Below are 24,290 nucleotides of genomic sequence, written 5' to 3'. Positions count from 1 at the left end.
TTCATCATATGATGCACGGTGCAGCCCCTAATCCGGGCACCTTAGATTACTTTTTGCCCGGCGAGGTGGTCACGACCTGCGTGTCGAATATTCTGGAACGAAAGTACCCATTTGAAATCCCAACTTTGCTACCATTCTGGTTATGAACACCTTCACCGGTAAACGATCCTTCCACAATCTTATTTTCGCGATCGAACAACATGACCTTTAACCTCCCGGAGCCGCCTTTCGCAGGGTCTATCACGTACCCTTCCGAGTTGCTGATCGCGTAGGCTATTACAATCCCCTCTGCCCGGTCGATCTCAACTTCCTCTCCTACTTTAATGTTCTCCGGGAATTGAATCCCGAAAGCTGTTTTCGCATTGTCGGCGTCCTGCAAAGCCACAACGGCCACCATTCCCTGCACAATAGCAGCACCGACGGTCGTATTCTGGTTGTTGCTGATATTGGCCGTCCAGGTTTTGCCGGCCACACGGGCAGTCAGCGTTTCGACAGGCTCCGCATCGTCCTTTTTACAGCCATTTAATAATACGATGCCAATGAGGAGGGAAATGAGTTTCCGGGTCATAGGAATTGATTTTAGGTTTAAACAAATTTCTATTTCATTGATCCTCAAAGCAATAGTTACTCCTAACCATTTGACGCCTGTTTCGTATCTTGCGGGACCGATCCCTTAATCCATTCCCGACAATGTTGAGAGCCTTTACGCTCACTTTCGCTTTGCTCCTCGTCCTGGTCTCTGCCCGGCAGGGAACGATCGGCGTCGATCACTGCACAGCGCGGTTTCGGACGGATGCGAAGTTATTTGCAGAGCGGGTAAGGGACATGAGAACCGCCATTGAAAAAGCGGATACGACAGACAGGCAAAGCGTAGCTACCGCCAAAGAAAGTCTCAAAGAAACTCGCCTGGCCTACAAACGGATCGGGTACTTTCTTGAATACTTCTTTTTTACCTCGTCCCGCATGTACAATCGGCCACCCAAAAATGAGATCGAGGAGCCGCATCTGGAATACATGGAGCCAGCCGGCCTGCAATACCTGGAAGCGCTGCTGTTCGATGATCCCGTCGGGAATAAGACCGAAATGCTTGCCCAATGCCGCCTGCTGGAAACGGCAGCCGACGACCTGCCCGCATTGCTATACAATTTTAAAGCGACCGATGCGCAGGTTCTCGAAAGCATCCGCATTGAGTTGATCCGTGTGATGACACTCAGCATTACGGGTTTTGACGCACCTCTGCTCAAAAGCGGACTTAAAGAGGCCCTTGTTTCGCTGGAAACAATGAATGGGGTCTTAAAACCTTACATGAAACACGCAAACGACGATACTATATGGAGATTATTGGTTTCTTGCGAGGTGTCGCTTAGGAAAAGCAACAATTTTGACACTTTCGACCGGTTATATTTTCTTACCCATTACGCATTGCCATTGCAGGAGCAACTGGGCCGGATGATCCGCGCAATGGGATTGGAGGTGAATGAAAAAGGTGTTTTGAATTACAATGCAAAAAACCTTTTCAGTCCCGATGCATTTACTCAAACTGCATTTGGCAATACCGGAAACTCAAACCCCGCATTAGTTGATCTGGGCAAAAAACTGTTTTTCGAAACGCGCCTTTCCGGCACTGGCACACGGAGCTGTGCTTCCTGCCATAATCCGGCATTGCACTTCACCGATGGACTGCCAAGGAGCATCGGTATCCATCCCGGCACGATGGTGAGGCGCAATGCCCCGTCACTGCTATACGGTACATTTCAACACGCACAGTTCTGGGACGGACGAGCGAAAAGCCTGGAAGAACAGATCAAAGTCGTGATCCATGATACGCTGGAAATGGATGGCAAGCCCATGGAGTTGATCCGGAAACTGGCCAGAAAACGCGAATACCGTCGCCTGATCCGGGAAGTTTTTCCCAACCGCAAATCGTTGAGCGATTCCGTCATTTACAACGCCATCGCAGCCTATGTCCGCACGCTGCAACCCTTCAATTCGGATTTTGACCGCTATATGGCGGGTGACAAGGTCGCGATAACGGAAAACCAGATCAACGGTTTCAACCTTTTTATGGGTAAAGCCCAATGCGGCACCTGCCATTTCGCACCGCTTTTCAATGGCCTCATTCCCCCATTGTACACGCTCACAGAATTTGAAATACTCGGCACCACCAGCTCCGACGATTTCAAACGACCTAAAGCCGACGAGGACGAAGGCCGCTTCGAAACCCGGCCGACACCTTATTACCGGGGTGCATTCAAAACCCCTACCGTTCGCAACGCTGCGGTGACGGCGCCGTATATGCACAACGGAACGTTTGGAAGTTTAGAAACTGTGATCGATTTTTACGATAAAGGCGGCGGCGCGGGATTAGGCCTCAATATTCCCGATCAGACGCTCTCCCCTTCCCCGCTCAACCTCACCGATCAGGAGAAATCCGACATTATTGCTTTTTTACATACGCTTACAGATCGTCTATGAAACAGTATTTACTCTCGTTGCTGCTATGCATTACGGCTGTTACCACTTATGGCCAGGGCGCACTCCTGCGTGGACCTTACCTGCAAACGGTTACACCTACGAGCATTGTCATCCGCTGGCGCACCGACCTGCCTGCCGGTTCAGTGGTTAAAATCGGGCCAGGTCCGCAAGCTCTCGACCGTACCGTTGCCGATAACACACTTACCAACGAACACGAAATTAAGATCACCGGCTTGCAAGCCGAAACCCGCTATTATTATTCCATTGGCTCACAAACGGGTGTTTTGCAGGGAAGTGATGATAATTATTTTGAGACGTCGGCCGTGGCGGGCAAACCTGGCAAGTATCGTTTCGGCATATTCGGCGATTGCGGCACCAGTTCTATCATACAGCATCAGGTGAGGGATAAAGTGACCGAATACCTTGGCAGTAATTATATGAATGCCTGGCTGCTCATGGGCGACAATGCCTATTCGTTCGGGCGCGATGCCGAGTATCAGTCCAATTTCTTTGCCCATTACAAGGATGGCTTTCTTAAAAAGAACCCGATGTTCCCCTCGCCGGGCAATCACGACTACGACAACGACAATCCGGCCCGGCAGAACGACCATAAGGTACCTTATTACGACGTTTTCACGATGCCTACCCAAGGCGAAGCAGGTGGTGAACCATCAGGGACGGAGTCGTTTTACTCATTTGATTACGGGAACGTCCATTTCCTCTCCATCGATTCCTACGGTCGCGAGGATAATACAACGAGGCTGTACGATACGCTCGGCAGACAGGTGCAATGGATCAAAAAAGATCTCGCAGCGAATCAGAACAAGGATTGGGTAGTCGCATACTGGCATCACCCGCCCTACTCGAAAGGTTCACGTGAGTCTGACGGCGACCCGGAAATGACGGGAATACGCCAGAATTTCATCCGCATCCTCGAACGCTATGGCGTGGATCTGATCCTCTGCGGGCATAGCCACGTTTACGAGCGGTCGCGGCTCATGGGTGGGCATTATGGGTACAGCAATACCTTCGATGCGACCAAGCATGTGATAGACGCGTCGACGGCAAAATACGACGGAAGCGACAATTCCTGCCCCTACATTAAAATCACTCCCCAAAGTCGCGGTACAGTGTATGTCGTTGCTGGTTCGAGTGGCCAGTTAGGCAACCCGAAAGCTGATTTCCCCCATAAGGCCATGTACTATTCGGATGCTGAAGTTGGCGGTGCACTCATGATGGAAGTGGAGGGCAACCGGCTCGATATGAAATGGATAACTTCCGACGGTACCATCCGCGACAAGTTCACGATGGAAAAAGAGGTAAATAAGGAAACCACGCACGATATCGCCAGAAATGCCTCGGTGGAACTTAGAGCTTCATTTGTAGGAGATTACGTTTGGAATACCGGACAAAATTCGAGAACTATTACAGTCCAGCCTACCGAAACCACCGATTACACGGTGAGGGACGACAAGAACTGCGTCCAGGATGTTTTCCATGTTAAAGTCCCGAAAGCCGATCCCGCTACATTCATCGCATTTTCGACTAATAAGGACGAGAAGAATTTGGTGACGTTAACCTGGACTACGAGTGCCGAAAACGAACTGTCCTATTTCGCTGTCCAACGGTCGACCAATGGAACCAATTTTACACAAATTGGCAACGTGAATGGTGGGCCAAATTCACAGCAGAATAAGGATTACACCTTCACAGACACCGAAAGCACCACTCTACCATTGAATACCGCTTACTACTACCGCCTCGTTGCGACAGCCACGGACGGGCGGTTGCTTTACACGCCCATCCGAAGTGTAACGCTGCGCGACATTATCCTTTCGGCAGATCCGAACGTTGCTCTCGACATCGATATTATTCCGAACCCTTCATCCGCAAATCTCATGCAGATCCGCACTGCCGGACAGACCACGCAAATTGCGGAACTGACCCTCACCGATGTTTCGGGCAGAGTATTGGATACGCGGAAAATGACTATCAGCCAAACACCTGCGGCTTTCCTGCCCAATCAACTTGCCGCGGGTATCTATTTGTTGAAGGTTGATGTTAATGGAAGAAGCATTGTTAAGAAACTGGCAATCTATTAACCTATTTCTTGACAAATCTGCCAGTTTCCGTCGATCCGTTTGCATAAGCGACTTTGGCAATGTACAAGCCTGCCGGTAATTGGCTGGTGTCGATGGTCGTTATTCCGGGTGCCAACCTGCTATCCAGTGTTTTGAACGCAATACGCTTACCAGCAGCATTATACAATGCAATTTGCTGAACATGAGCATTTCCTGACCGGATCATCAGGCTTGTAGCAACCGGATTGGGATAAACTTCAATCGACAATTCGCTGTCGAACCGGACCGCCTGAATACTGCTAAAAGCATAACTTCCTTCCTTACGGTCCGCCGCGCGGTCGACCATTTTGAGGCGGTAGAGATTGCTTCCGGCCAGCGGCTGCGCATGAACAAATTTGTATTGTTTTGTGGTGGCACTCTCCCCATTCGCACTAACTTTTCCCAAAGCAACCCATGTTTTTCCATCGGCTGTGCTGTGTTGTATTTCAAAATAGTCACTATTCGACTCCGAGCTGGTTGCCCATTCCAGCAATGCAGTTCTCTCCTCTTTTTGGGCTGTAAAACGGATCAATGTAACCGGCAACTGCACGCAGGCGAGATCCACCGCTTCTCGGGTTTCGCAATCTCCGAGGTTATTTTCAATCAAAACTTCGTCAACCGATTTGGTTTTAAGAATTGCACAGAATCTCGCGGTAGCGCAGGTTTCAAGAACCGGATTATCGACGATGGTAATCGTGCCGCTTATCGATAACAGACTACTGAGACCATCCAGGCTTGTTAGTAGCAAATCATCCATCATCAGCAAGCCACCCCCGATGCTCTGCAATGCAGCAAGGCCATCAAGGTTTGTCAGGCTGTCGTTAAATGAAATAGAAACTGAATCGGTTACAGAAACAAGATTATCGAGTCCGGCCAGCGATTTGAGGCCCCAATTCGATTCTATAAAAAGCTGGTCGACAGTCGTCAGGCCGTTAAGTCCTTGCAAATCAGTCAGAGAATCATTGGCAAAAACCACCAGCGCGCCCAAGGGTCCAAGCGTTTGCAGATTTCCCAGACCGGAAAGATTTTGCAACGAAGGGTTAAAAATCAATTGCAGGTCACCGCCAGTCGATGTCAGTGAGGACAATCCATCTACATTTTTTAGTGAAAAGTTGGCGGCGATCTGCACCCCGAGATCCCCAGTGGTCGTCAGCCCGCTAAGACCGTCCAGATTTTCCAGCAACGGATTGAGCGTAATGACCAGTTCTTTGCCCAAAGAAGATAGACTCTCCAACCCGTTCAATGTTTTCAGCTCCACATTATTAAACAAATAGAAGGCACCACCGATGAAAGAAAGGTTACCCAGTGCCGAAATGTCCGTCAGGGTATCGGTGTCGGCAATCGTGAGGTGGCTGCCGATCGAGGTAAGCTGTTCGAGTCCGCCGAGGTTTTCGAGCAAAAAATTAAAATCCAGAAAAAGCTCGCCACCAATTGAGGTGAGCTGGTTAAGGCCTTGCAGGTTTACAAGGCTATCGTTAAAATCCACGTAAGCGCTGCCTCCAACGGACATCAGCCCGCTAAGACCCGTCAAATCCTTGATCGACAGGTTATTTGTAATTTCCAGGTTACCGTTGATTTGCGTAATATTTTCAAGTCCGGCCAACGACGCCAGCGCCCCATTAAATCCGATATGAATTGAACTGTCCACGGAGGCAATCGTGAGATCACTGATCGATTTCAACGAATCACTGGTCCCTATCACCAGCGAACCGGCCACGGATACAATGTTTTTGATCCCCGCGAGGTTTTTGAGCACTATATTATTATCGATGATGAGGTCGCCGTTCACCGCTGTAATGCCTTCGAGTCCTGCCAGGCCCAATAGTGACGGATTATCATGTACTTCCAGCAAAGAATCGATCGAAACGATATTGTCAAGCCCGGCAAGGCTCGTCAGCAACGGATTGTTACGGATCGAAATGATACCTCCTACGCTCGTTAGCGTGCTGAGAGGGCTAAGGTCTACAATGTCTGCACCTTCTATGATGAGATCGCCAGGCAGGTTTACGCAACCCGCATTATTAGTTACGAAATCATCCAGCGTCGCCTGATCGGAAATAATGAGGTCGGTTGGGCATTGCGCCTTTGCAGTAACCGAAAGCAGCACTGCCAACAGAAAGTAGAGTTTTTTCACAGAAATGAAGGGTTTGCGTTTAATCAAAGATTTTCAAGCAATTATACCTAAAATCTTCGGACGCAACCCTTCTGACCGTAGTAATAGTTTTAATTATTATTAAATACCTGTAAAAACTAATTATTCGGTTGCAGTTATACTGACCGCACTTGTGCGCCCGGCCTCTTGAGGATCAATGCAGAAATCAGGGAGACAACCAGGCCGACTGGCAGGATTTCGGCATAAGTCCATAAAATGACCATCAGCGGGCTTTTGTACATATCCTTGTATCCGGCAAGCTCAACCATTTTCTTGTCAAGTTCCGCCTGGGTCGGCCCCTCAGCCTTAAACTGCCTTAGGAGGTGCGCCGTGTATTTGTCCATAAAATCGGGAATGAAAAAATAGTAGTCAAATAACCAGACGATCACATACACCGTCGACGCGACAAGCGTGATATACAACCCGATTTTAAATGCCTTGCCAAACGAAACTACGCCCTGACTATACTTGTCGCGGTAATTTTTGATGCCTACGAAAACCATTGAGAACGCCAGCAGCATGGCCGCATAGCCGAGCAGCATATTACCTTCGAAATTGCCCTGCTTGTAACACGCGCCAACCGATACAACCATGAAAGTAGAAACAATCACACCCGAAATGATCCCGCAGATCACGATAATCCTGTTCATATACTTATGATTTAGATGTCTGATAATGCTGCAAAATTGACACGTAATGGTCGTTTCCGCTTCATACTTTCGGGTGATTTTGCGACGCAGCGCGGAAATTTCACGCAATCAGCCTGAGCCGCCTGGCTCGTTCCACCGCCTGCGTGCGGTTGCGCACTTCCAGCTTTTCAAAGATCCGGGACGAATGCGTTTTCACGGTGTTCAGGGAAACAAAAAGCCGCTCCGCGACCTCCTGGTTGCTTAGCCCCTCCGCAACGAGTTGCAGCACTTCCAGCTCTCGATGGCTGATGCCAAGCCGCTGCCGCTCCGCCTCGTTAACCGCAAACTCGTCCTCCGCCATCACATACACTTCGCGTTCGACGATCCGCGTTTCGACTTTCGGCGTCGTGAGCTTTTGCGCCAGCCATATTCCGAGCCCGGTGAACACCAGAGCAATGGCGCCGACATAAATTTCAATGATATGGTCGATGATGAGGAACCGCAATTCAAGCCATTTGAGCAAAAAAAGCAACAAGGCAAGAGAAATCCCATAGAGGATCTCTTGCCTGTGCTTGTGGTAAAAACCGCTGAGTGCGTTCGAAGCCATTTGTAACCAGTCCGTTGGGTAGCCAAAAATAGAAATTTTTGGTCATTGGGCCGTGGTTATCTGAAGGCATTGTTAAGCGTTATTTCCCAACGATAATGTCCTTGATCCCTTCGCACATGTTCTTGACACGATGGTACGAAGCAGGGCCATTCTCGTCTTTGTCGAGGTACACCATCACCTCCCCTGGCGACGTCTCCACCGTCAACTTGGTGTTATCGCTTAAAACCGTGATTACCTTTGAATCAATATCCGGATTGATATGTACGGGCGAAACTTCCTCGCCGATAAACTTGCTGATACGCGACGACAAACTCTCATCGAAAACCGCGGAAAAACGGTAGTAGTCATCGGTATCCTTTACTTTGACATTCGTTTCACCGGAACGGTGGCAAGAGGAAAACAGTGCAGCAATAGCGAGCACGGTGATCAGGTATTTCATTTTCATAGCCAAAAATTGTTTTACAAGGTACTATGCAATATACAGTACTTGACAATAAATTACAAATGCTCCGATTTAATCTCTGAGGATGGCAGCATTTCTATGTTATAGTTCTTCTACTCAACTTCCTACCGGCTGATAAAAATCGTCTGACTTTTTGTCGACCCGTCCGCCAGTTGTAAAATCAGACAATATTGTCCGGCTTCGAGATCGGGAAGCGCTATCTCGGGGGAGTGTGATTCCGATTGAAATGCCAGCACACCGTTCAGATGATAGAGCTGCACAAGTTGAAGTGTTTCGCTTTTCCCAAGCGAGACGTACAATTTTCCCTTTACCGGATTAGGATATACAACTAACTCATTTTTTGCAGACATTAAATCAAGAAGGATTACTTTAACACTGCTAAAAGCAAAAGATTCGTCCTTATCCACCATTTTCAAACGATAGTAGTTTTGACCTGGCTGCGGGTTTTCGTCTACAAAATAGTATTCTCTTCCAATTACCGAATTTTCGGCTGCGCCGACCGTCCCAATGGCCGCCCATTTAATACCATCCGGGCTTTTTTGTATCTCAAAATAATTGCTGTTCATTTCCTCCGACGTTTGCCACTTCAGATGAACCTGTTTTTCCTGCCGGGTCGCGTCAAAACGGATGAGTTTAACAGGTAAAGCGATGTCATTTTCAAACCGCACCAATCCGAAGTCAAAGTCATTGCCCACCCTGGCCGCCCCTGCCATGACGATCTTCCCGTCTTTCTGCAAAGCGATTGAAGCTCCAAAATCCAATCCACCCTGAAAGTCGACGGTTACTTTTCCTCCGTTGCCAAACGTATTGTCCAGCGTTCCATTCGGATTAAACCGGGCGAGTGCAAAATCCACTGTCGAGCCGTTGTTGACCGCGGTGTAGCCGGCGGCAAGTATCTTCTGGTCGGGTTGCAGGCACAGTGCATAACCCGTGTCGTTGGTATTATCAAATGAAAAGATAGAGGCGCCGTTTATTCCAAAACTGTTGTCGAGATTACCATTATGATCCAACCTTAATACCGCAAAGTCTGAATAGCCATTGTATTCAACTGAAATAGATTCAGCTAACACGACTATTTGTCCATTTTCTTGTAAAGTAATTGAAGTCCCGATATCGATTTTGCCAATAGACCGTTTTACTATTCCAAGATCTCCAAAGGAGCTGTCCAACGAGCCGTTTGTATTTAGCCTCAACACTACGATTACCTCATTGACATATTCATCTAAAACGCCTCCAATTGCAGCAGATCCCACAATAATAAGCTTCCCGTCATCCTGTAACACAGCTCCTCGCGCCGCATCCCTTAAATCTTCGCTAACAGCTACAATTGATTTGCCATTTGTACCAAAAGTTAACATTGGTGAACCGTTCGTATCATATCGGGCAGAAGCCATATCCATTTGCAAATAATTGCCATTTCCGGCAAAACCAACGAGAAATATTGATCCGTCCGGAGCAATGACAACCTGATTCGCTTTATCGTTATTCCCTTCAAAATCTGTCGTTACTATGCCATTCGACCCAAACGACATATCTCTGGTTCCGTCAGCATTGTATCTTACCATCGCAAAATCATAGTCCATCCCGGTCCAACTATACCCCGCAGCAATAATCTTACCATCCGCTTGCAGTGTTCCTGAGAGGGCGATATCTTCATCCCCGTTAATAATAGTTGTAACTATCCCATCCAGGCCAAAATCTTTGTCTATTGTGCCGTTTTGATTGTATCGGGCCAGCGCAAAATACCCCTCATAGTCTACGGGTCGGCAATACCCCACCACCACAATTTTTCCATCAGGCTGCACCAACACGGAATTGGTTACATTTCTGGTTTGATCCACATTAGTTAGCACTTTTCCGCCATTGCCAAAACTGGCATCGAGCGAACCGGGTTGGGCATGGGTCATTAAACTCAACAAACTGAAAAGGCAGATCAAAAAGTACGGTCTCATTTCCTTTATTGTTTAAGTGCGAAATAAATGAAAATAGATCCTATCAGTCTGAATGAGAACTACGATGTCCGTCCTGACCATATGGTTTATCGAATGGCGCGGGTCGGACTCACAGACCCTGAATGTTTAATGGCTTACCACAATTGACTGGCTATGGCACGACCCGTCCGCCAGTTGTAAAACAAGGCAGTAAGAACCTGTTTTAAGATTGGGAAGGTTTAACTCCGACGAATCCGTTTCTGATTGAAACACCACTGCCGCCAGGATGACTTACCCAGCGGATTGTAGTCATTCCAATGCGTAGTTGGCTGAGCTAATGCATTTATGTTTAAATTGGCTTAAACTAACCTTTCAAATATCGCTTTGACCACTGCTACACGTCACTTCCGCCCACTTAGACAGAAACATTCCTTATCAGCCCTGAGAATATTTTTGTCGGTTTTGGCAATCTTATTTTTTGTACAAAAGAGTCTAGCCCAAACCAAACCCAGCGAAGACTCCCTCTTCATCCGCCAGCATTACACCAAAATAGAGCGGCAGGTGCCGATGCGCGACGGCGTCAAGCTCTTTACTTCCATTTATTTGCCCAAAGACATTTCAAAAAACAAAACCTACCCCATCCTGCTGAATCGCACACCTTACAATGTTGCTCCATATGGTGAGGATTTGTACAAAACATCGCTGGGGCCAAGTATGTTGTTCGCAAAGGATGGATATGTTATTGTTTATCAAGATGTTCGTGGGAAGTTCATGTCCGAAGGTGATTTTGAGGCTTACCGCCCTTTCATCCCGGCCAAAAAGACCAAAACCGACATAGACGAGAGCTCCGACACGTACGATACCATCGAGTGGCTGCTAAAAAATATTGCAGGTAATAATGGTAAGGTAGGTACCTGGGGCATTTCGGCGCCCGGATATTATACCACGATGACGGCCGTAGAGGCACACCCCGCATTGAAGATCGCATCGCCACAGGCGCCGGTTACTGATTGGTTTATGGGTGACGACCGCCATCACAACGGTGCATTTTTCCTGATGGGAACATTTGCATTCCTGTCGTCTTACGGTGCCCCTCGTCCGGTGCCGACTGCGAAAGGAACGCCACAATACACCGCTTACGGCACGCCCGATTCCTACGAGTTTTACAAGAAAATGGGGCCTCTCAAAAACTTTAATGAACAGATTTTCAAGGGCCAAAACCGCATCTGGAACCAGATGATGGAGAATGAGACCTACAACGATTTCTGGAAAGCACGCACACCGGTGCCTCATTTAAAAAACATCAAACCGGCAGTTATGGTAGTCGGCGGCTGGTTTGACCAGGAGGATCTGTACGGGCCATTGAAAACCTATCAGGCTGTTTCAAGCAACAACCCCCAGACCCCCAACTGGCTTGTGATGGGTCCTTGGATCCATGGAGGCTGGGCGCGCGGGAGCGGCGAGTCGCTGGGGCACATCCGGTTTGGAGCACAAACGAGTACATTCTATCAAAAAGAGATCGAATTGCCTGTCTTTAACCATTACCTGAAAGACCAACCTGATCCGAAGCTGCCGAAAGCTTATGTTTTCGAAACGGGAACAAACGAATGGCGTAAGTACGATCAATGGCCGCCGAAAAACACCGTTGAGAAAAGGCTCTACCTGCATCCGGATGGCACGTTATCGTTTTCACCGACGATGGCCACCATGCAAACTGGTGTTAAACCGTCGTTCCACGAGTATATCAGTGACCCGAAAAAGCCGGTGCCTTACACGTCCGAGATCCGCATTATCCGCGGGAGCGATTACATGTATGAAGATCAGCGTTTCGCCGCCAGCCGACCCGATGTCCTTGTTTACGAATCCGAGGTATTGAAAGAAGATATTACGATTTCCGGCAATGTCTTTGCCGACCTTTTTGTATCCACCACCGGCACCGATGCCGATTTTGTGGTTAAACTCATAGACGTTTACCCCGGAGATGCCCCCAATGACAGTCCTATTAACCCCAACATGAAAATGGGTGGTTTTCAGCTATTGATCCGTGGCGAAGTGATGCGCTCCAAATTCCGCAAAAGTTTCTCCAAACCCGAACCGATGACGCCCGGCATGATCGAAAATGTGAAATTCGATATGCAGGATGCGGCGCATCGTTTCAAAAAAGGCCATAAGATCATGGTGCAGGTTCAAAGCTCGTGGTTCCCGCTCGTAGACCGCAATCCGCAGAAATTTGTAAACATATATAAAGCCACGGAAGCTGATTTTCAGAAAGCGGAACACAGGGTCTATTTGTCGGGAGAGACTTCTTCGTACGTGGGCGTGCGGGTTGTGGAATAGCGTGGGGCGTTTACGCCAGCTTTTTCAACCCGATCGTAAATGTACTTCCTGTGCCCAGCTCACTCTCTACTGTAAGCGTACCGTCCTGGGCTTCGATGAATTCGCGGCTGATGGCAAGGCCCAGGCCGGTACCTTCCCTGGTGGAACCGGGAACCCGGAAATAGCGGTCAAAAATCTTGTCCCTGTACTCCTGCGAAATACCCTGCCCATTATCCCTGACGGAAATGCGTACGTCGTCAGAGCCTTCTTCCAATGCTATGAGGATTCTTGAATGGTCATACGAATAGCGGATTGCATTGGAAATGAGGTTAGTAAGCACCCATTCTGTTTTCTCGGAATCTGCCAGGACAGCGGCATTTACACCATTATCTTCCACCTGCAGGCGGATATCCCGGCTTTCGGCCTGGGTTTCATTCGCGGCGATAGCGTACCGGACAATCTCGCGGGGCGATGTACCTGAAATATTGAGTTGGATCTTACCGCTTTCCACCTGGGTGATGTTTAACAGTTCGCCGGTAATTTTGAGAAGCCTGTCGGCATCCTCCCGGATGCTGTCGAGCAGGTTGCGCTGCTCTTCGTTGGTCTCGCCGACACGCTCGTTACGCAGCAGGTCCAGGGTGATTTTGATGGAAGAGATCGGTGTTTTGAATTCGTGGGAAACGTTGGCGATAAAATTGGTTTTTGCAAAATCCAACTCCTTATAGGGTGTAACATTCCGCAGAATGATCACATGGCCGATCGAACGCGGTTGTTGCTCGCCCGTCGGCACAATGGAAATATCGACGTACTCCTTTTCAAAATAACTTTCCTTATCATCGGCATAAATCTTCACCGGCGCTGCCTGAGCATTGTTTTTGGGTTGTGGTTCCGCAATATCCTTTACCAGCGAACGGATCAGATCATTATGTAATGCGACATCCGTCGCATTACGGCCAACCAGCTCCGACACTTGCAAGCCAGTCACCTTCCTAGCTTCTTCATTGGCAAAAATCACCTTCCGGCTTTCATCCAGGCCTATCACCGGGTCATGCATATTGTCGATCAGCGTTTCCACCCGCTTTTTTTCGATCATCAGCTTCGCCAGATTGCTGCTGTTATATTCTTCCAATTTTTCGGCCATTGTATTGAACGACTGCGCAAGTTGCCCGTACTCATCACGGCTGCCAAAATGCACACGCTCGGTGTAGTTCTCGTTGGCAATCTGGCGAATGCTTTCTGTCAGCTCGCGGATGGGATTGGCGATGTTTCCCGGCAGGTTCACAAACAATGTGAATGCAATTATGAAGCATAACGTGCCGGTGATGCCGATCCAGACCATCGAACTTTTGGCTGTCTGGCTGGCGATGTGGCTTTTATGGTTGATAGCATCGAGGTTGATGCTCATTATTTCGAGGGCGTCGGTGCGGATAAGCGCAATCGTCTCCTTATCGCGGATATTCATCCGGAGTTTTTCAAAATGGCCGACCAGTTGTTCAGTCAGTTCCCGTTCACCGACCTCCGTGACGTTCTTTTGTTGTGCTTGGAGATTCTTTTTAAAAACGTCGAGCGCGCCCGCGTGCACTTCTAGGTCGTCGAGTGCCCGCAGCATCTGGCGAGTGTATTCGAGCGAGTTATGATTGGCGACAAGGATATTCCGCGAATCGGCAGAAAGCAGGCCCACCTGCCGGATGCCGACAACCGCCAGCACTGTGATCATCGCGAAAAGCAGGCCGATACCCAGTCGTAATTTGGTTTTGATTTTCATTTCAGGAAAGTGTTACGAGCCCAATGTCGGAAGAAGACATTTTATTTAAAAGCCCATTTGACACATTCGTTGCCATAACGACTTTAAAAAAGGTCATCAGCAACCGCTGTCGTTCAGTTGCTTTAAATGTACTTTGTACAAGACCTCGGGAATGATGTTTCCTGGCAATGTTGATACCGCATTGCGGCTTTTCGTCCAGACATTGGCGTAAACGAATACATTCTCGATTAATAACTTCACCATCGCGTCGCCTTCCCGGTAGACCTGTTCCGCGAGGGTGAAGCACTTATGCGCCGCTGTGAAATGCCTGTGTTCCACGGTGTTCTTCGTGCATGCCGACAGGTAATGGATTGATGAATGAATAGAAGTGAAAGTATGCGAGGATACTGTCGCGCAATCTGCTCCCGCCAGAACAGGAAGTTCATTTTTGAGCAGGTTAATGATTTGTAACTGGGTAAACATGGCTGATTGTTGGTTGAGTGAAAAACGTCGTGTTAATGCCGTTAAACGGTAGTGGCTATACTCCACAGAATACAGAAGCCGCTTCTAATGCCGCTGCTGGTGTTATCCACTCCTGTACCCGCCGACCGAAGTCGGCGGCAATTGATTGACTTTTAACACGTTGTCCGGCTAAATAATATTTTGGACACAAAAAAGCCTATCAAAATGATAAGCTTCTTTATCAGAATGGGAATTACAGCTTGTACTCGTCGATTTTGCGATATAGTGTAGCGATACCGATCTCCAACAGCCTTGCGGCTTCGGCTTTGTTGCCATTGGTGTAATTAAGGACTTTTTGCAAATGGAGCTTTTCGGAGCTTGCCAGTGAAAATGCGGACAAATTTTTGCCTCCTTCCTGTCTTGGATGCTGCATTTCGAAGGGCAGGCTTTCAATGTCGAGCACCGGGCCGTCGGTGAGAATGACGCTGCGTTCGATCACGTTTTTGAGTTCCCTGATGTTGCCATTCCAAGGGTTTTTCTCCAATATATTGATAAAATCGGGGGACAACGAGGTGATCTTCTTGTTGGTCTTCAATGCAAATTGCATGGCAAAACTGTTTGCCAGTGCACCCACATCCGAAGCGCGTTCACGCAAGGCAGGTAGCGTAATTTGAAATACAGAAAGGCGATAATACAAGTCACTTCGAAACTCCCCGGCTTCGATTTGCTTGGGTAAATCGCGGTGTGTGGCGGCTATCACGCGGACATTCACTTTGGTAGGATGCGTTTCCCCTATCTTGATAAATTCGCCCGATTCCAGCACGCGCAGCAACTTCGCCTGCAATTCAGGCGCCAGCTCGCCGATCTCGTCCAGGAAAATGGTACCGTTATTCGCTTCCTCGAAGAGCCCTTTCTTGTCTCGCACCGCACCTGTGAATGCCCCCGACTTATGTCCGAACATTTCGCTTTCAAGCAAATCCTTCCCGAATGCGGAGCAGTTGACCGCCACAAATGATTTCTTGGCGCGGTTACTGGCCTGGTGAATAGACTGGGCAAAAACTTCCTTGCCGGTACCCGTTTCGCCGAGCAGAAGTACGGTAGTGTCCGTAGGCGCAACGCGGCGCGCAAGGTCGATACTGGCTTGCAATTTTTTGGATTTACCTATAATGGCATCGAACGAGTGCCGCTCACCCAATTGCTTTTCGAGGCTCACGACCCGCCGGTTCAGCTCCCCTTTTTCAAGGGCCTTATAAAGCAATGGAATGATCCTATTATTGTCGTCACCTTTGGTAATGTAATCGAATGCGCCGTTTTTGATCGCCTGGACGCCATCGGGAATATTGCCATAGGCGGTCAGCAGGATTACCTCGATGGTCGGATATTTCTCTTTTAAAACCTTCGCAAAGTCGACGCCGTTACCGTCCGGGAGTTTCACATCGCAAAGTGCCACGTCCACATCCGATTGTTCCAGCTTTTTCCAGGCCGTTTTGATATCCCCTGCTTCTATCACCTCGAAGCCTTCCAGCTTGATCACCCGGCCCATCAGCCCTCTCAGCTTTTCCTCGTCATCTATTATCAGAATTTTCTTCATGCACGCCTTGCCCCGGGTTTATAATGATTGGGATGCAGGCAGTAAGACCAATAATTGTAGATGACCATGATCCGGTTTTTAAGATCTTCAAAATTGTTCTCCTTTTTAAAAAAACCCTGTATCGTGGAGTCGTAGGCCGTCTCGATCACCACCGGGTTATCGGCGGTGCTCACAAACACAAACGGGATCGATTTCTTGCGCAGGTATTCATTCTTGTCGATGCGCTCGCGCAATTCCAGCCCATTCATGACCGGCATATTGATATCGCACATGATCAGGAACGGCTGATCCTGCGTGGTTTCAAGATAAAGTAACGCATCGACGCCGTTACTAAAAAACAAAAGCTCGTTGGGTATGTCAAGCTCCTCCATAACGCTTTTGATCAGGAACTGGTCATCGACGTCGTCCTCAATAGAAATAATAGGTCCTTTCATTGACATTGTCACTTCGGATTATGACAGAATTCTGGTTACAAATAACGCAATAAATGGTTCGAATACCAATCGGCGTATTTTCCTGTGTAAATCCGTTCCGCGTAGTTTTTCATCCGCCCTGCGTAGCCGGTACCGACGACGACGCCTTTACTTTTGCATCAACAACATTATCAGCCATGAAAACACATCCAACCATGAAAAAGCAATTTCTATCACTGTTAACACTTGCCACACTATTCACCGCATGCACCGACCACGAAGTGCCGACAGCAACCAATTACCACCTCGATGAAACGTCCGTTGCCGAGTGGAAGGGTTATCTTAAAACCGGTTACTTCAATGAAGGTTCCATGGAAGTGGAAAGTAACAGCCTCGTGATCGAGGGAGGGAAAGTCAAAAGCGGGTCGTTTACGCTGCCACTCGCGTCGATCGTAAATTTCAACTTGCCCGATGAAGTGAAGCACCAGTTGATCCACCATCTGCAAAGCGCCGATTTCTTCAATATGGCGCTGCATCCCAACGTAACCTTCGAAATCATGAGCGTATCATCCTATTCAGGAAGTGCCGCAGGTGTAGTTTCGGGCGCAAATTACGAGGTGACAGGACATTTAACACTGTTAGGCAAAAGCAATCCAATCACATTTCCCGCTCGTATCGACCTGAACGGCGATTCGTTCAAGTTGGAGGCATTAACGCAGTTCGACCGCACCTTATGGGGTATGAACTACGGAACAGAACCCGGCTTGCCGGACGATGCGTCCATTAAGCCGGGTATCGATGTGCACCTAAAACTGTCAGGCAAAAAAATGTAGCCTTGGACCGGGTCGGTCATTAGAAACCTCTGCCGGGCGAGCCTGGCAGAGGTTAATTTCTTATAGAAACATTCCGCCCGAAACTTCGATCCGCTGACCGGTAATCCAGCGAGCGTCGTCGGAACAGAGGAATGCTACCACGCCGCCAATGTCGTCGGGCTCGCCTACACGCCCCAGTGCCGTGACACTCGCGATGAAATCAGCAGCGCCCGGATGGTTATCAAATGATGTAAAATCAGTATTGATCGCGCCCGGCGCTACTGTATTGACGGCAATACCTCTTCCGCCGAGCTCTTTCGCCATGTAGCGTGTGAGCGTGTCAATCGCACCTTTCATGGATGCATAGGCCGCATATCCGGGTGTCGAAAAACGGGCCAGTCCAGTCGAGAGGTTAACGATCCGGCCACCGTTGGCGATAAACGGTAATGCCTTTTGCGAGAGGAAATACACCCCTTTAAAATGCACATTCATAAGCTCGTCGAAATCTCCCTCGGTTGTTTGTCCAAATGCCGAAGGCCGGTTAATGCCTGCATTATTTATCAGAAAATCAAAGGAAGAGCGGCCCCATTTGTCTTTCAAAATCTCAGATAACGTGGCGAAAAAGCTGTCGAATGCCTTTACATCCGAAGTATCAAATTGGACAGCGACGGCCTTTTGCCCAAGCGCTTCGATCGCCGAAACAACTTCGGCCGCTTCCCGCTCCTGGCTGCGATAGACGACGATCACGTCATTTCCTTTTTCTGCCAGGCTAAGCGCCATATTTTTCCCCAAACCACGGCTGCCGCCGGTAACCAATGCTATTTTATTGACTGAGTCCATCTCTTTTGTTGTTTAAAATTGATGGAACAAAGGTACCAGCCGTCAGCAGCACCGATTTGCGGGTTTCAAACCGAAACTTACGAAATTCAAATCTAAGCCCGAAATGCCCGCGGACTGAGCGTCGTGTGCTTCTTGAAAAGGTTGTTGAAATGGGATGGCTCGTCGAAACCCAGACTGTATGCGATTTCCGACACATTCCAATCGGTATGTTTCAAAAGGATTTTGGATTCCTTAATAATGCGCTCGGTAATCAGCTCGGTGGTCGTTTTACCGGTGATCTCTTTTAAGACTTTATTGAGGTAGTTGACATGAATGGAAAGTTGCTCGGCATAATCCTTGGCCGAACGAAGACCTAGCTTCTGATGCGGCGGCTCCACCGGGAATTGCCGTTCGAGCAGCTCGATAAAGAGAGAAGAAACACGCTTGTACGCATTTGTTTCGGTAAAAAGCGACGTCGCCGGCTGCAACTTCTGCCCGAAATGGATCAGCTCGATGACATAATTCCGCAGTAAATCATACTTGTAGGCATAATCCGATTCTATTTCCAGGAACATCTTCCTGAAAATGTATTTGATTTCCTCGATCTGCTCATCATTAAGAAAGAAAATCGGGTTGCCGCCAGGCTTGAACACAGGCAGTTCGCGCAAACGCACGCCACTGTTGTTCTGCGTAAGGAAATCCTCCGAGAAAATACAAAAGAAACCCGCCTGGTCATCGTCCTGCGGAACATAATGATAAGGGATCAGCGGCGTCGCAAAAAGCAACGCATTATGCGCTATATCAATTACTTTATCGGCATACTCCGCACGGTTCCTCCCGATAATCAAACTGATCTTATAATAAGCCCGGCGGTTGTAAGGCATTGTACGGCTTTTCGCAGACAAACGATACAATTCGTCTGTTTTGAAAATATTAAAATGCCCCACCTCCTTCTGAACAGGCTTAGGGATTAATTGGGAAGTATCCTTGTAGAACTGCTCGATACTATCAGATTTCATCATAACCCGAAGTTACGAATTTCAATCATACTCCACAAACGACTCATCCTCATAACACCATAGCCACTTTTCGCCGGGCTCAGCCGAAGAGGCCACGGGATGCCCGGTGTGGTGATAGTGTTTCGTCATGTGCTTTGAAGGTGAACTGTCGCAGCAAAGCGTAGCCCCACAGGTCTGGCAAGTTCTTAAATGCACCCACCAGCCATCGACTTTTTTGCACTCCTCGCAAGCTAGCTCATCCGCAACCTTGATTTCCTGAATGTCGGCGATATGTTTACAAACCTGATCCATTATACCTCGCTTAAATATTGGTGAACAAAACTGATAGCCATTGACCCCTCGCCTACCGCCGATGTAACGCGGTTCATGGCACCGGCGCGCACGTCGCCTGCGGCAAAAATGCCCGGCGAGCTCGTTTCGAGCAAATAAGGGTCACGATTTACCTTCCAGATTCCCTTAAAATTGTCATAGTTTTTCATTTCACGACCGGTTTCGATGAAGCCCTTCTTGTTTTTGATGATTTCCAGGCCTACCCATTCCGTAAACGGCTTAGCACCAATGAAGATAAACAATGCGTCGGCGGGCACCGTCCGCTCTTCGCTTGTATTTAATTCAACCAATTTGAGTTGTTCCAAATGATCACCGCCCTGAGCCTCCACGATCTCCGTGCAGCCTAGTACGGTAATATTTTCAGTCCCGGCGATCTGGTCGATCAAATAGGACGACATCGACGACGTCAGGTCGTTCCGCCGGATCAGGATGTATACATTCCGCGCGAATTTCGACAGATACATCGCTGCCTGCCCGGCGGAGTTGCCGCCGCCCAATACATATACATCCTTATTTCCGCAAGAACTCGCCTCAGTACTCGCCGCGCCGTAATAAATTCCTTTACCGGTAAAGTCATCTATTCCTTGGGTTTCCAGTTTTCTGTAGTCCACGCCGGTGGTGATCACCACAGCCTTGGCATTCACTTCATTGCCGTCGCCCAGCACTACGGTTTTATATTTATCCTTCAACTTGATCTCCTTCACAAACTGCGGCGAAAGAAACTCCGTCCCGAATCGCGTCGCCTGTGTAATGGCCCGCCGCGTTAGCTCCGAGCCGCTCAGGCCCGTCGGAAAACCGAGATAATTTTCGATCCTAGAACTCGTACCAGCCTGTCCGCCAGGTGCTTTTCGCTCGATCAATAAAGTACTTAAACCTTCCGAAGCACCATACACCGAAGCCGCCAGTCCGGCAGGCCCCGCGCCAATGATCACGACGTCGTAAATCTGTTGTTTTGTTTTGGGATTCAATCCGATACGTCCTGCAATGTCGATTAATGACGGTGTTTTGAGCAAAGAGCCATCTTCGAATATCACAACAGGGAAGTCAACGGGACACAGGTTGTTATTTTGTGAAATCTGCTTGCCGGTTTCATTCGATTCCGCATCGAACCATAAATAAGGCACCAGATTGCCGGCTAGAAAGTCTTTGATTTCGTGTGCCTTAGGAGAGAATTGATAACCTATCACTTTAATACCCTTGAATTCGGGGCGGTAGTTGCCCTGCCAGTCGCGGAGCAGTTCGTCGATTGGCGGAAATAGTTTTTCCTCCGGCGGGTCCCAGGGTTTCATGAGGTAATAGTCGAGCTGGACGTCGTTGATGGCCTTGATTGCCGCCTCCGTATCCGAATAGGCCGTAAGCAGCACCCGCTTAGCGAACGGGAACATCTTCATTGCCTTTTGCAGGAAATCCACGCCCTGCATTTCGGGCATCCGCTGGTCGGAAATAAACATGGCCACCTCATCGCCGCGGTTCTGCAATTCGAGCAGGCTCTCCATAGCCTCAGCTACGGAAGTGGTACTTAATATGCGATATTTTTCACGATAGTGGGATTTCAGGTCACGACTAATCGCGCGCAGTACCTGCGGATCGTCGTCAATCGAAAAGATAATGGGCAAAGCCATGGCAGCTTTTGTTAAGTGTTGAATTAAAATTATGCATTAAACGGGAAGCAAACCACAAATTCGGTGCGGCCCGGGTTTGAGTGCAGGGTGACCGTCCCGTGGTGTTGCCGCACGATCCGGCTTACCACATCCAGTCCAAGACCAGTGCCTTTTCCCACTGATTTGGTGGTAAAAAACGGATCGAAAACTTTGGAACGGATGTCGGCCGGCACGCCCGGACCATTATCACAAATAGTCACTTTTACAAACTCCTTATCGCGGCGCGTAATGATCGTCAGCTCCGCAGCCGGCTGGTTATCAAGTGCATCGATCGCATTGTCGATCAGGTTCGTCCATACCTGGTTGAGCTCGCCTACCATTGCCTTCACGGGCGGCAATTCGAGATCAAAATCCTCAGTCACCTTGATATTGCCCTTTTTCAGCTTGTAATTCAACATGATGAGGGTATTCTTGATACCCACATGAATATCGATGAATTCGCGCTCCCCGCCCCGGTCCATATGCGTGAATGATTTCACCGAGCCTACCAGTTGCGCAATGCGTTTGGACGACTCCTCGATATCGGCGACCATCCGCTCGGTCGTAAGGCTATTATTGATCCAGGTGAACACCGGCGACAGGTCCTGATGGTTAATCCTGCTTTTCAACTCTTCCAGATCATCTTCACCCACTCCGAATTCAACGAGATTATCGGCAATGTCCTCGCAGCCATCGATATTGTTACGATCGAGCCAATCGAGTATTTCGTCCTCTTTTTCAGACCGTTTCATCATCGATAGCATCGGACGGTTGATATTACCGAGCAAACGCACCATTTTATTATTAATCAGGTCGATTTCCTCGTGCGACAAATGGATTGACAACAGCGATTTGAATGCATCCGGCTGCATCAGCAAATGTTCTTTTAAAGATGCCGAACTCCGCACGATCGCAGCGGCGGGGTTATTCAGCTCATGCGCCAGTCCTGCAGAAAGCTTTCCGAGCGCCATCATTTTCTCATTCTGCTGTTCAAGTTCGGTGAATTCCCGCACGCGCGACGTCATCACGATGACGAGCGCCTGCGTGAGCTCGTAATGGGAAGTGATCAATTCGCGCATCAATTCCTTTGGGAACATCATTAATTGCGATGTTTCCAGGCACACACCATAGGCGATGGCGATTTTGCCCCTCGAGAACGGCAACATACCGGTCACCGCACCCGCTACAAGCTGGGCAATAATGCTTTTGGTATTGTTCTGAACGCGGTACAGTTCGATACGGCCCGAAAAAACAACGGCCGTGCCTAAAAGTGGTTCGCCGGGCCGGGTCATTACGTCGCCCTCCTGCAACTCGTAATGCGAACTGCGGTCGATCATCCATTGCAGCTGGTTTTCAGGAACATCCTTGAAAACGTCGATAGCCAGCAGATCGTTGACAGTGATATCCTTCATGGGCGAATGCGGTAATGATATAATCGAAACACCCAATTTCGAAATAAATCGGCATTTGAGCGGCTTTTTTTGTCATGAAGGCCAAAATGGACAACAATACCCTCACTTTACACAATTCCGCCGGTCACAATTCGACTGTATATCTTATACTCAGGCAGCCCGCTTATCGCCTCCGCCAGGCTTATTTCCACCCAGTCGCGGTTAGCCGGGTGTATGAATGCACCATTACATGCCGGAAAAAGCCGTTTCAACCGTTCCAATGACGCTTCCTCGAGGTTAATCTCCTCGTGGCCCAGCTCGCTGGACAAGTAGTACCCTGTGCAGAGCCCCAATGACGTCTCAAATTCAATTTTCACCATGCTACCCACGATTTCCTGCTGCATGATGTCGAGCACCACTTCCTCGCGCAGGTCCTCGGCCGTACCCAAAGTTTCCTCCTGGTCGCCCAGAATATCAATAGTTGTCATTATGTTCCGTTTTGCGTTTCGTCTGCAAATTTCAAAAATCGTTCCTATTACGATCCGGGCGGCACTGGCTGCATCTCGGTACGATTATTGCTTTTAATAGCTCCGCAACAAACTGAAAATGAAAGTGGAGCGAAATATACACATCGGCACGTCGGGATGGAGTTACAAACACTGGAAAGGTATATTTTACCCGAACAATATGAAATCTGCGGAATACCTGACATTTTATGCCCGACATTTCCCCGTTTCAGAGATCAATAACAGCTTTTACAAGCTGCCTACGAAGGACATAGCCGAAAAGTGGGTAGAATCGGTGCCGGATGGCTTTCTGTTTTGTCCTAAAATGAGTCGCTATCTAAGCCATCTGAAGAAACTCCACGACCCACAGGAGCCATTGGAGCGCTTTTTCGGGATTTTTGGTCCACTTAAAAAGCATCTCGGGCCCATACTGATCCAGCTACCGGCTAATTCGCGCTTCAGTTCCGGCGTGGCCGGCCCGTTTTATGAGGAAACGGATCGGTACAAAGGCTTTCGATTTGCGCTGGAAGTACGCCACCCGTCGTGGTTTTCGGAAGAAAGTATCGCCTTAATGAAAAAACATGGCATTACGCTGGTGTTTTCGCAAGCCGAAACATTTCCCTATCACGAGGAAATTACCGCCAAAGACATCTACCTGCGCTTTCACGGCCCATCGTCTCTTTATAGCTCGCCTTATTCCGACGAAGTTTTGGAGGAATATGCCGAAAAGTTCACCGAATGGGCCGACCAGGGACATCACGTCTGGGCCTTCTTTAATAATGATGTTGGCGGACACGCACTCAACAACGCACGAAAATTGCAAGAGCTAGTCAACACCAAAATCCAAATACCCGCAGACTGACTTATTCA

General features: G+C 48.7%; 21 protein-coding genes. 5 read left to right on the top strand and 16 right to left on the bottom strand.

Annotation, left to right across the window (positions count from 1 at the left end; translation table 11 throughout):
• Nucleotides 1–46 precede the first annotated feature (46 nt).
• Nucleotides 47–568 carry a hypothetical protein gene (locus LZD49_RS01780; protein ID WP_234665595.1) on the bottom strand — a complete coding sequence of 174 codons (522 nt, stop codon included), beginning with the start codon at nt 566–568 and terminating at the stop codon, nt 47–49.
• A gap of 122 nt (nt 569–690) precedes the next feature.
• Between LZD49_RS01780 and LZD49_RS01775 the strand changes: the two genes are divergently transcribed.
• Both LZD49_RS01775 and LZD49_RS01770 read left to right on the top strand, forming a co-directional pair.
• Complete coding sequence (locus LZD49_RS01775; RefSeq protein WP_234665594.1) at nt 691–2,475, top strand: cytochrome-c peroxidase; 1,785 nt, start codon at nt 691–693, stop codon at nt 2,473–2,475.
• Complete coding sequence (locus LZD49_RS01770; RefSeq protein WP_234665593.1) at nt 2,472–4,577, top strand: metallophosphoesterase; 2,106 nt, start codon at nt 2,472–2,474, stop codon at nt 4,575–4,577. Before LZD49_RS01775 ends, LZD49_RS01770 begins: the two co-directional genes overlap by 4 nt.
• A gap of 1 nt (nt 4,578) precedes the next feature.
• Here the strand turns inward: LZD49_RS01770 and LZD49_RS01765 are convergent, their stop codons facing one another.
• The 5 genes from LZD49_RS01765 to LZD49_RS01745 all read right to left on the bottom strand — a co-directional run bounded on the left by LZD49_RS01765 (nt 4,579) and on the right by LZD49_RS01745 (nt 10,398).
• Nucleotides 4,579–6,729, bottom strand: a complete 2,151-nt coding sequence (locus tag LZD49_RS01765) for a T9SS type A sorting domain-containing protein (protein ID WP_234665592.1) — start codon at nt 6,727–6,729, stop codon at nt 4,579–4,581.
• A 134-nt stretch (nt 6,730–6,863) separates the two neighbouring features.
• A complete protein-coding gene (locus tag LZD49_RS01760; RefSeq protein WP_234665591.1) occupies nt 6,864–7,397 on the bottom strand; it encodes a DUF4199 domain-containing protein in 534 nt (177 codons plus the stop codon).
• 100 nt (nt 7,398–7,497) lie between these two features.
• Nucleotides 7,498–7,983, bottom strand: a complete 486-nt coding sequence (locus LZD49_RS01755) for a response regulator transcription factor (RefSeq protein WP_234665590.1) — start codon at nt 7,981–7,983, stop codon at nt 7,498–7,500.
• A gap of 79 nt (nt 7,984–8,062) precedes the next feature.
• On the bottom strand, nt 8,063–8,428 hold the full coding sequence (locus LZD49_RS01750; RefSeq protein ID WP_234665589.1) for a hypothetical protein: 366 nt from the start codon (nt 8,426–8,428) through the stop codon (nt 8,063–8,065).
• 122 nt (nt 8,429–8,550) lie between these two features.
• The gene (locus tag LZD49_RS01745; protein WP_234665588.1) at nt 8,551–10,398 is read right to left on the bottom strand and encodes a hypothetical protein; all 1,848 of its coding nucleotides are present in this window, start codon (nt 10,396–10,398) and stop codon (nt 8,551–8,553) included.
• Nucleotides 10,399–10,839: 441 nt separating this feature from the next.
• On the opposite strand from LZD49_RS01745, the gene LZD49_RS01740 reads away from it, so the two are divergent.
• On the top strand, nt 10,840–12,714 hold the full coding sequence (locus LZD49_RS01740; protein WP_234665587.1) for a CocE/NonD family hydrolase: 1,875 nt from the start codon (nt 10,840–10,842) through the stop codon (nt 12,712–12,714).
• Between the two features lie 10 nt (nt 12,715–12,724).
• Here LZD49_RS01740 and LZD49_RS01735 read toward each other — a convergent pair whose 3' ends face one another.
• The 4 genes from LZD49_RS01735 to LZD49_RS01720 all read right to left on the bottom strand — a co-directional run bounded on the left by LZD49_RS01735 (nt 12,725) and on the right by LZD49_RS01720 (nt 16,930).
• Complete coding sequence (locus LZD49_RS01735; protein WP_234665586.1) at nt 12,725–14,458, bottom strand: ATP-binding protein; 1,734 nt, start codon at nt 14,456–14,458, stop codon at nt 12,725–12,727.
• A 96-nt stretch (nt 14,459–14,554) separates the two neighbouring features.
• Nucleotides 14,555–14,920 (bottom strand): hypothetical protein, encoded by a 366-nt coding sequence (locus LZD49_RS01730; protein WP_234665585.1) that lies wholly within the window; start codon nt 14,918–14,920, stop codon nt 14,555–14,557.
• Between the two features lie 232 nt (nt 14,921–15,152).
• A complete protein-coding gene (locus tag LZD49_RS01725; RefSeq protein WP_234665584.1) occupies nt 15,153–16,490 on the bottom strand; it encodes a sigma-54 dependent transcriptional regulator in 1,338 nt (445 codons plus the stop codon).
• Complete coding sequence (locus tag LZD49_RS01720) at nt 16,487–16,930, bottom strand: response regulator (RefSeq protein WP_234665583.1); 444 nt, start codon at nt 16,928–16,930, stop codon at nt 16,487–16,489. Before LZD49_RS01720 ends, LZD49_RS01725 begins: the two co-directional genes overlap by 4 nt.
• A gap of 188 nt (nt 16,931–17,118) precedes the next feature.
• Here LZD49_RS01720 and LZD49_RS01715 point away from each other — a divergent pair, with 188 nt between their 5' ends.
• The gene (locus LZD49_RS01715) at nt 17,119–17,736 is read left to right on the top strand and encodes a YceI family protein (RefSeq protein WP_234665582.1); all 618 of its coding nucleotides are present in this window, start codon (nt 17,119–17,121) and stop codon (nt 17,734–17,736) included.
• A gap of 60 nt (nt 17,737–17,796) precedes the next feature.
• Here the strand turns inward: LZD49_RS01715 and LZD49_RS01710 are convergent, their stop codons facing one another.
• The 6 genes from LZD49_RS01710 to LZD49_RS01685 form a co-directional block, all read right to left on the bottom strand.
• Complete coding sequence (locus LZD49_RS01710) at nt 17,797–18,555, bottom strand: SDR family NAD(P)-dependent oxidoreductase (RefSeq protein WP_234665581.1); 759 nt, start codon at nt 18,553–18,555, stop codon at nt 17,797–17,799.
• 92 nt (nt 18,556–18,647) lie between these two features.
• Entirely contained in the window at nt 18,648–19,556 is a 909-nt protein-coding gene (locus LZD49_RS01705) for an AraC family transcriptional regulator (RefSeq protein ID WP_234665580.1), read from the bottom strand.
• Between the two features lie 18 nt (nt 19,557–19,574).
• On the bottom strand, nt 19,575–19,844 hold the full coding sequence (locus LZD49_RS01700) for a UBP-type zinc finger domain-containing protein (protein WP_234665579.1): 270 nt from the start codon (nt 19,842–19,844) through the stop codon (nt 19,575–19,577).
• Entirely contained in the window at nt 19,844–21,505 is a 1,662-nt protein-coding gene (locus LZD49_RS01695) for a response regulator (protein ID WP_234665578.1), read from the bottom strand. Before LZD49_RS01695 ends, LZD49_RS01700 begins: the two co-directional genes overlap by 1 nt.
• 29 nt (nt 21,506–21,534) lie before the next feature.
• A complete protein-coding gene (locus tag LZD49_RS01690) occupies nt 21,535–22,935 on the bottom strand; it encodes an ATP-binding protein (protein WP_234665577.1) in 1,401 nt (466 codons plus the stop codon).
• A gap of 107 nt (nt 22,936–23,042) precedes the next feature.
• Nucleotides 23,043–23,402, bottom strand: coding sequence for a hypothetical protein (locus LZD49_RS01685; RefSeq protein ID WP_234665576.1), 360 nt, complete (start codon nt 23,400–23,402; stop codon nt 23,043–23,045).
• Between the two features lie 118 nt (nt 23,403–23,520).
• Here LZD49_RS01685 and LZD49_RS01680 point away from each other — a divergent pair, with 118 nt between their 5' ends.
• On the top strand, nt 23,521–24,282 hold the full coding sequence (locus tag LZD49_RS01680; protein ID WP_234665575.1) for a DUF72 domain-containing protein: 762 nt from the start codon (nt 23,521–23,523) through the stop codon (nt 24,280–24,282).
• Nucleotides 24,283–24,290 lie beyond the last annotated feature (8 nt).

It is taken from the genome of Dyadobacter sp. CY261 (assembly GCF_021440085.1).
GTDB lineage: Bacteria > Bacteroidota > Bacteroidia > Cytophagales > Spirosomataceae > Dyadobacter.
This window is presented reverse-complemented; position numbering and strand designations above follow the sequence as displayed.